General features: G+C 66.7%; 8 protein-coding genes. 1 reads left to right on the top strand and 7 read right to left on the bottom strand.

The features are described from left to right. The 3 genes from NBX02_RS01445 to NBX02_RS01435 all read right to left on the bottom strand — a co-directional run. The coding region (locus tag NBX02_RS01445; protein ID WP_250289651.1) for a glycine-rich protein at positions 1-564 on the bottom strand (564 nt) is incomplete at its 3' end. Between the two features lie 131 nt (positions 565-695). Further along, positions 696-1,775 (bottom strand): hypothetical protein, encoded by a 1,080-nt coding sequence (locus tag NBX02_RS01440; RefSeq protein ID WP_250283762.1) that lies wholly within the window; start codon positions 1,773-1,775, stop codon positions 696-698. 243 nt (positions 1,776-2,018) lie between these two features. Next, positions 2,019-2,312, bottom strand: a complete 294-nt coding sequence (locus NBX02_RS01435; protein ID WP_250289649.1) for a hypothetical protein — start codon at positions 2,310-2,312, stop codon at positions 2,019-2,021. A gap of 407 nt (positions 2,313-2,719) precedes the next feature. Between NBX02_RS01435 and NBX02_RS01430 the strand changes: the two genes are divergently transcribed. Beyond that, entirely contained in the window at positions 2,720-3,460 is a 741-nt protein-coding gene (locus NBX02_RS01430) for a cyclase family protein (RefSeq protein WP_250283764.1), read from the top strand. Between the two features lie 216 nt (positions 3,461-3,676). Here NBX02_RS01430 and NBX02_RS01420 read toward each other — a convergent pair whose 3' ends face one another. From NBX02_RS01420 to NBX02_RS01405, 4 genes are all read right to left on the bottom strand, one after another. Continuing rightward, complete coding sequence (locus tag NBX02_RS01420; RefSeq protein ID WP_250283766.1) at positions 3,677-5,617, bottom strand: helix-hairpin-helix domain-containing protein; 1,941 nt, start codon at positions 5,615-5,617, stop codon at positions 3,677-3,679. Next, positions 5,614-6,444, bottom strand: coding sequence for a PP2C family serine/threonine-protein phosphatase (locus NBX02_RS01415; RefSeq protein WP_250289646.1), 831 nt, complete (start codon positions 6,442-6,444; stop codon positions 5,614-5,616). Before NBX02_RS01415 ends, NBX02_RS01420 begins: the two co-directional genes overlap by 4 nt. Then, positions 6,441-7,124, bottom strand: a complete 684-nt coding sequence (locus NBX02_RS01410; protein WP_250283770.1) for a VWA domain-containing protein — start codon at positions 7,122-7,124, stop codon at positions 6,441-6,443. Before NBX02_RS01410 ends, NBX02_RS01415 begins: the two co-directional genes overlap by 4 nt. Before the next feature lie 708 nt (positions 7,125-7,832). Continuing rightward, positions 7,833-8,154: restriction endonuclease (locus tag NBX02_RS01405; RefSeq protein ID WP_250289644.1), on the bottom strand; the 322-nt coding region annotated here is incomplete at its 5' end.

Here is an 8,154-nt window from a genome sequence, read left to right as displayed (position 1 = left end):
GTGCAGGAGGGGCCCACCGTTACCGGCCCCGCCGCCGCCGCCCGCGACCAGGAGCCGACCGGACTGGCCGGAGGGGGCGAGCCGCACGTCCGAGCCACCGCCGCCGGACCCGCCTCCGCCGTGCGCGCCACCGCCGCCGGCTCCGTGGCCGATGCCGCCGGGCCGGGCGAACTCGCCGTGCCGGGAGGTTCCGGGGATGCCGGCGGCGCCCACGGTGATCTGGAGGATCTGCCCTGGGCTGACGGCCAGGGTGGCGCGGGTCTCGCCGCCGAGCCCGCCGGCCGCGCCGTCGTTCGGCGGGTGCGGAGCGACGAAGCCGGCCGCGCTGCCGCCCTCGGCACCGAACAGGTCGACGCTCACGGCGGTCACCCCGTCCGGGACGGTGAAGGTGTCCGTCCCCGCAGCGGTGTAGGTGCAGGTGGGCGGGGAGGTGGTGAGGACGCCGCCCGCGCCGCAGGGTTCGGCCGCGCCGGCCGGACCGGCGGCTACGGCGAGGGGCGTCCCCATGACGGCGGCCAGGAGGCCGGTCGCGCCGGCGGCCGCGATCGCTACGGCTCTGGACATGATGAAACGACGGTTCACGGAAATCGACGGCGCCTTTCCGGGCCTGCGGAGGTGGTGGAATGCTGAGATGGGTGATCCGCGGGCAGGCCGTGTTCGGCCCGTGCCCGCCCGCGGGCCGGTGCTGCCGGTTTTCAGACGCCGTCGTCGGCGCACAGCACCCAGACATCGGAATAGGTGCTCGGCGAGCTTGTGCCCCCGGTGTGGGTGAAGGCCGTCCAGTATGCCGCCGTAGTGGTCCCGTCACCGACGGGATTGCCGCTGGAATCGCTGGGGAAGCTGCCGTTGAGATGGTCGCCGCCCGAGCCCGGTCCGGTGAAGTCGGTGGTCGTCACGCTGCCCCCGCTGACGGCGGCACCTCCGCTGACCAGTTTCCCGTCCTGACCACCGCAGCCCACGGTCGCTGTCTGCCCTGTGGTCGCTGAGGCCGGGCCACTCACCTCGCTGTACCGGATTTTCACGGTGACTCCACTGACATCGATGTTGTTCCCGCTGCAGACCGCGTAGGCGTAGGTCGTGTTGTTGCTGTTGCCTCCGCCGCCGTTCCACCCGACGGCGGTCCAGGAGTCCGGATTGGTCTCACCGTCGGCCGCGGCTTTCTGGCCGTAGTCGTGTCCGGCGTTGTTGAAGGTGGGGAAGCTGGCGATCGGCTTGAGGCTGCCGATACTGGCCGGTGTGGTACGCGCCCCGCCGCCGAGCAGGACCGTGTTCGCCGGGCAGGTGGCGGTGACCAGGCCCACCGTTGAGCCGGACGTGGGCCCGGAAATCTTGTTCATGACCACCTGGGTGTGACTGATCAGACTGCTGGTGAGGCACACCGCGTAGGGAGTGGTGGAGAAGGAGGCGTTGACCGCGCCCCCGCTGCCACCGATACCGAGCCAGTGCGTCACGTCGGTACCGACGGCCCCGGTGGAACCGGTGTATTCGGTGCTGCCGTCGGAGCTGGGCTCGGTACCCATCACATGGTTGCCGTTCGACGACGAGCCGGTACCGATGGCCTGGTTGATCCCACCTCCGGAGATGAGGCCGCCGCTACAGTCCGCGTGGGTCGAGATCTCGGAGAAGGCCGATCCGGGGCCGCTGGTGGCCCCCGGGGTTCGCACGGTGACGCCCACCGTGTTGGCGTACGCGACTCCCGGCACCGTGACAGCCAGCAGCGCACCTGCGATCAGCGCTTTTCCCAGGACAGGATGCCGCAGCGACCTCATCCTCATCGGATCTCCCTTTCTGACTTCGACGCGGCGGACATGTGCGCGCAACACCGTCGAGAAACGGCGCGCGCTGAAACAGGACATGACCACCGGATGGACCGAACATTTTCATGGGACGCGTCCGCACCGGTCGGATATTGAGGAACCCGACCGGTCAGCCCACGTTTTTCGGTGGCCTTTCCACACCTCGGACGGCTGATGCCCGTGGACTGAGATGGCCACCGGCTGATCTACTCGTCTACTCGTCTACTCGTCGGAACCGACATGATGGCCGGCGCAGACGGCGAAGGCGTGGGCGGTGGTGTTCGGGGCAGGCTGCCCACCAGTGGCTACGATCCCGCTCCAGCTGGTGGGGTTGACAGTGCCGTCGACAGCCGGGCTGCCCGCGGCGTCACTCGGGTAGCTGCCCCGCAGATGCACACCGCCCTGGAGCGAGCCGGCGGGCTTCGGCAGCGGGTCCGCGGCCGCGGGCGTCACCCACGCCCAGGCGAGGGCTGCCGCGCAGAGGACGGCGACCGAGCCGCTACCGACCGATCTCATGGACACCGTACGTAAAACAATGTTCCCCGCCGAATCCTTACCGATCATCCGGTCATCCGATCATCCTTTGTCGACAGAGCACGTGACCTGGTGGAGGTGCGGCCGCGTCTCCGGCTCCCGGCCACGAGCACCGACCGATGGCCACAAGCCGCAGGAGCCCCCACGAGCCGCGCTCCGCGCCCGCGGCCGCACCTGCGCAGGCGCCCGACCCACCTGGCATTACTACGCAGACGCGAACATTATCAGGCCATCAGGTGCGTATCTACGGTTTTTTTCGCTTCTTCGATCAGTACCTTCGGTACAGGCATGCTCCCGGTCCCCCCGCCCCGCCCCGCCCCGAGCGACGGCACGATCATCGGTAGGGTGACAGGATCACCAAGCCGCCCGCGCGGAGCAGAGAATCGGGCATGCGTATCCGCCGGATCGTCGACCTGTCGGTGCCACTGGACGAGAGCACCCAGGTCTACCCGGGTGATCCCACCCCGCGGCTCCGACCGGCGGCCACGATCGAGACAGCCGGCTTCAACCTGCTCGACCTGCACCTCGGATCACAGACCGGGACGCACGTCGACGCGCCCTACCACGTCGAGCCGAACGGGGCCCGCGTCGACGAACTCGACCTGCGCCTACTGGCCGGCCCCGGGATCATCCTGGACGTGACCGGGCTGGCACCTCGGGAACGGATCACCTGGGACCACATCACCGCCTCCGCACCCACCGGCCGCATCGGCCCCGGAGTCATCACGATCCTGCACACCGGCTGGTCCGCACACTACGGAACACCGAAATACTTCGATCATCCGTTCCTCGACGAGGACGCCGCAACGCGAATGGTCGATCTCGGTGCGCGGACGTTCCTGCTGGACGCTGCCAGCATCGACGAGACGCCCGACGCCGGCCATCCAGGGGCAGGCTTTCCGGTACACCACCTCATCGCCCGCCACGGCGGGATCATCGGCGAGAACCTGCGCAACATCGAGGCGATCGACTTCGACCCCTTCGTGACCGCGCTGCCACTGCGTCTCACCGGCGCCGACGGAGCACCCGTCCGAGCCGTCGCCATGGACCTCGACCCGGTCAACTTGGCTGTCAGGAACGCGACTCGGCTGCCAGGAACGGTGTTTCGGGACCCAGGGCACGGCGGGTGATCGGGGCTCCCGAACGGCTCGCGGGTACGGGATCGACGCTGCTACCGACACCGTGTCCAGCCAACGCCGACCTTCTGGATGGTTAGAGGTGGAGGGCGTAACGGGCCTCGGCCAGCGGGATCGCCCTGGCGCACCAGGTTGACCACTGCCCGGCCTTGTCTCCGGCGACAAACAGGACCGCGCGGCGCTCAGGATTGAAGACGAACAGGAGCCTCGTTAGAGGACAGTCAGGTCGGCGTCCGCCTGGGCGAGTTGCCGGGCCGTGGCGGCTAGCTTCTGCTCAATTTCGGCTCGCGCTTCTGGCCGGAGCTGGCTGCGGCGCTGGAGTTCGGCGAGACCGCGCTGAAGCTCGTTCTCGATGGATCTGCGCCGCCTCTGGTGAACTTCGAGCGCCTGGTCGCGTTCCTTGGGCGTAGCAGGGTCATGGGGGTTGTAGCGGAAAGCACGTTCACAGGAGTCACGCCAAGCGACCAGAGCTCCAGTCTTCACTTCCCCGAAACCGGGGATTCCTATTATCTTGGAGCGGTTCACATCTGCAGCGGTGTTGACGCCGTACGCTGCAAGCCGCTGCTTGAGACTCGGGCCAACGCCGCTGATCGAGGCCCTGCTGACGTACTGCCGCTCCAAGTGACGGCGCAGCTGGCGATCCCGCACGGTGCGGTCAAATTCCGCGAGTGTCCGCCTCTCCTGTTTCGGGATCTCGACGGTGTACTCAGAATAGAGCCTGGCAAGCGGATCACGGAGAGTCTGAAACCCTGCTGGGCCAGCTTCCTCTGCCTCACGGATCGCGGCTGCATGCGCATCTCGCGCCTGTTGCCCTGCCAGCAGGCGCGCGTCCTTCTCCTGACGCCTGGGCTCACCGTAGCGTTTGAGCCACCGACCCACAAAAACGGGCAACACCAGCGCCAGGAGCCCGAGCGCACCTGCGATTACCATCAGTGCAATAACCAGGCTGACCACGATGGGCCAGACGACGAATGGTGTTGCCTTTGAGCGCACCGCCGCCGGGAGCGGCCGCGCAACGGGCTTAATCCCGGCGCTGGGGGGTACGACGATTTCCGCCGGGGGCGGGACTGCAGATATCTGCGCCCACAGCGCCGCGATGGTGACCCCCGCCGCTTGCGCCTTCGCGGCGACCTGCGCCTTGACGAAATGCACGATTCCCGAACTGTCGAGGGAACACCAGGGGCACGCCCTCACGTGTGCCGGGTAAGCGTGGTGTGGGCTGGCGTGGCACACGGCTGTCTGCGGTCGCAGTTTGTCGAGAGCCAATACCCACTCCCGAGCAGTCGGCCGGTGCTGGATCCCGGGCTCGGTGAACGCCTGGGTGAACATGCCGTGGATCACAGCAGGAAGGATGGTCACCGGAACGGCTGTCGGTGGCGGGACCAATCCGCGGCTGCTGTTGTCCGGGGCGTCGGCAAACCGAAAGCCGCTGATATCAGTGGACATATCGTTGCCGACATCGTTACGGAGCGGACGACCCGCGAAGGGATGGCGTCCGCCGAGGAGCAGCTGGAAGATCAGGATTGCCAGACCGAAGTTGTCGTGGTTGGCGGTTCGGACCATCCGGCTGAAGTCACCGACCGCGTGCAACTCGGGCGGGGTGAAGTCCGGAACCCCGACCAGGCAGGGAAAGACCCGGCCATCTGCGTTCACCTGAAATGAATCCGCGTCGATCAGCATCACATGCCCGTTATTTGGGGCGACCATCACCGAGTTCTCGTTGACGTCACCCACGACCAGTCCACGCTGGTGGACCGCGGCGAAGCCGTCCGCCGTGTTCCGCGCCGTGACCAGCAAATTCTTCCACGACAGTTGGGGCTGCTCCTGCTTGCGGTGGCCGGGGTTGTAGAGCTGATGAACGGGAACGCAGGAGCCTGCGGTTGGCATGACAAAGCCCCGGACGGGACCTCCCCGGTCCACATGCAGGGTCTCCACTGGCCAAGCGACAAATTTCCGGATGTCGGCATCCCTGAGAGACGCCATCAACCGAAGCTTCTCCTGCCGGTCGCCGTCAGGGATCTTGTGGTACACTTTTGCGACGTGATTTGAGTCTCCGTTGATCTGGTGGACGGAACCTTCGCCGCCCTTGCCGAGAGTCGGGCCGAGCGACAGTTCGTCTCCCGTTGACGTGAACAGCCGGGTGGTGCTCATGCCCGTGCGTCCGAGTTTCCCAGTTCGTCACTGGCCGTGGCTGGGTCGACGTCGCCGAGCCAGACTGCGATAGCTAGTGTCTTGTCGTCGTCGGTACGTTCGTTTACCAGCGATCCTTGCAGGAACCGTCCCAGAGCCAGGCTGAGTTGGTCGAGCAGAACTTCCTCGTTTTCGGATCTGGCATCCTCGAGCGCCTTGAAAAAGGGCCTGAAGAATGGTTCATGGGGTACGTCCGTGGCGAGATCGAGCGCGATTCGCTGCAGGCCATCGGTGAATGCTGCGATCTTCGTAGCCAGTGGGTCAAAGGTTCGGACGGCGAGGACCTCGCGGAAGTTGTCCTGCGTGACGAAGTGCGTCATGTTGGCGTACTCCCCAACCATGGGTACTACGGCGAGTTCCAGCCCGCTCCCGACGTCGAGGACGATGCCGCCGTCTCCGATCTGGAAAGCCATCGTCCCGAGCGTCGGCGCGGCGAGCACACCAAGCAGGGTGCAGGCAAAGTCTCGAGGACGGAGGTTGTGGCTGGTGGCCTTCGACGCGATTCCGTCGTGTGCCGCCGTCACCAGGATCTCGGCCAGGCCGGCATCCAGCATGATCTCTGATTCGCCCAGGCGCGACTGGAGAGCCGCAGCCACCGCTGCTATCGCGACCTGTGCCCCTTCGCCACCGTGTTCGGCGCTGCCCGCGCCATCCGCGACGACGACCGCGAGCAACTCGTCGCCACACGGAAGCCGATATTGCGCGAAGAGGCAGTCGTCGTCGCAGGGCAGGCTTCGTTTGATGTGCGAGGTGCCGGCTTCGGACCTCGCGATGACGCGCCAGGTCAAACGGCGGCCCACCCTGTAGGTGCCGCGAGCAGCGTCTCGGTGCCGACGGCCGAACGGGACACCGATCCCAGGGAACTGGACAGCCACTGGAAGAGTTCCTGAAACTTGAGTCCCTGCAGCGCGAGCGGCTGGCGGACAGCGATCTGGCGGAGGATTTCCATGTTCGCTCCCCGCACGCCGACGGCGAAAAGCGCGAACTCCTTCGCAGCCTCACCCGCCTGCACAGCGTGGGCGGCCGCATGCCAGTTGTCTGTCGGCTCCCCGTCTGTGATCAGGAAGATCCACGGGCGGTAGTACTTCACCCCGTTGTTCCTATATTCAGTCTTGCGGTCACGGAGCAACGACAGACCTCGGGTGATGGCTTCGCCCATCGGGGTGGCTCCCTGCACGTGCAACTCGGGCGCTGTGAACACCGAGGCAGACACGAAGTCGGTCGCCACCTGCACCGGTCCGAAGGTGATGATCCCGACCTCGACGCGCTTCGCGGCGAGGTCGTCTGAGGTGAGTTCATCCTGGAACGCCCTGAGACCGGCGTTGAGTTCTCGAATGGGCTGACCGTTCATGGACCCAGACACGTCCAGCAGCAGGAGACAGGGACACCGCGGCTCGGGGTTCAGGGCGAAGTCCACCTCAGGCTGGTGTCCGAAGTCGAAGTTGTCGTATCCGATCTGCTCGGTCATCCCCATCTCAATCCTGGTCGGGCGGGCGTTGCCGGGGTGCTCAACAACGAGGTGCCAGCTTGCGGGGCGTCCACCGCCGGACCCGGTGGGCCGGACCTGCGGGTGGGCGCGTCGAGGCCGCCAGCCGGTCTCCACGCGCGTGGCCACGTACACCCGTACATACCTCACGACGAGCGACGAGGCGTAGGCCGGGCGTCGGACCGAAAATGCAGTGTCAATAGTGCCAGAACTGCGCTCGCGACCGCGGTCGGCCCGGCGCCGCAAGATGTGGAGACGGCATGGCGACAGCAGCGCGATGGCGAAGCCGCCCGTGACGCCGTGCTCGCCGGCCTCGCCGAACCCCCAGCTCCGGCGTCGTCAAAGGCAACGTCAACCGTATCAAGACGGTCAAACACCATTTGCACGGCCGCGTCAACTTCGACCCGCTCCGCAAACACGCCCTCCTCGTTCGATGATCACCAAGGGGATCGGAACGGTTACAAGATCAGCACCGGATCCAAGTCTCGCTCTCATAGTCACACCTCGTCGTCGCCGGTGGCCGCGGCGAACCCGAGCGCATCGTGGTAGGCGCGTTGTACAGCGGCAAGGGTGGTCTCGCCGCCCGTTCGGCTGAGATCCTGCGCGCGGAACTGGGGCGCGATCCCGAGTGATTGTCTGGGACACCGGGCCGCTGATCGCCGCCGTCGACACCGACGACGTGTAAAACGATCATCGTGTGGGTCCCCCGGGGGTAGGCGAGACATCGGTGTGGCCACGCCGGGGCGCCGGGACACGAGGCAGGATCCGCTCGCCGGCCATCCACCGTGTGAGCACCTCCCGGTCGACCATCTGGATGCGGTGACGGTGGCCGAAGTCCGCGGCCGCAGCGGTGAACCGGCCCGAGGTGACCAACAGCGCAACATCGGCACGATGATCCGTCCACGCGCAGCCGTTGAAGTCCCGTACCGCGGACGGACCCACAGCACGGTCCGGGTAGTGCTTGCACTGCACCGCGATCCGGGCCATCCGGGGGGTACGGGCGAGCGAAACC

Origin of the sequence: Protofrankia sp. CiP1_Cm_nod1 (assembly GCF_920888515.1) — a bacterium.
Classification (GTDB): domain Bacteria; phylum Actinomycetota; class Actinomycetes; order Frankiales; family Frankiaceae; genus Protofrankia.
The sequence above is the reverse complement of the archived record's forward strand: the minus strand, read 5'-3'. Positions and strand labels throughout refer to the sequence as shown.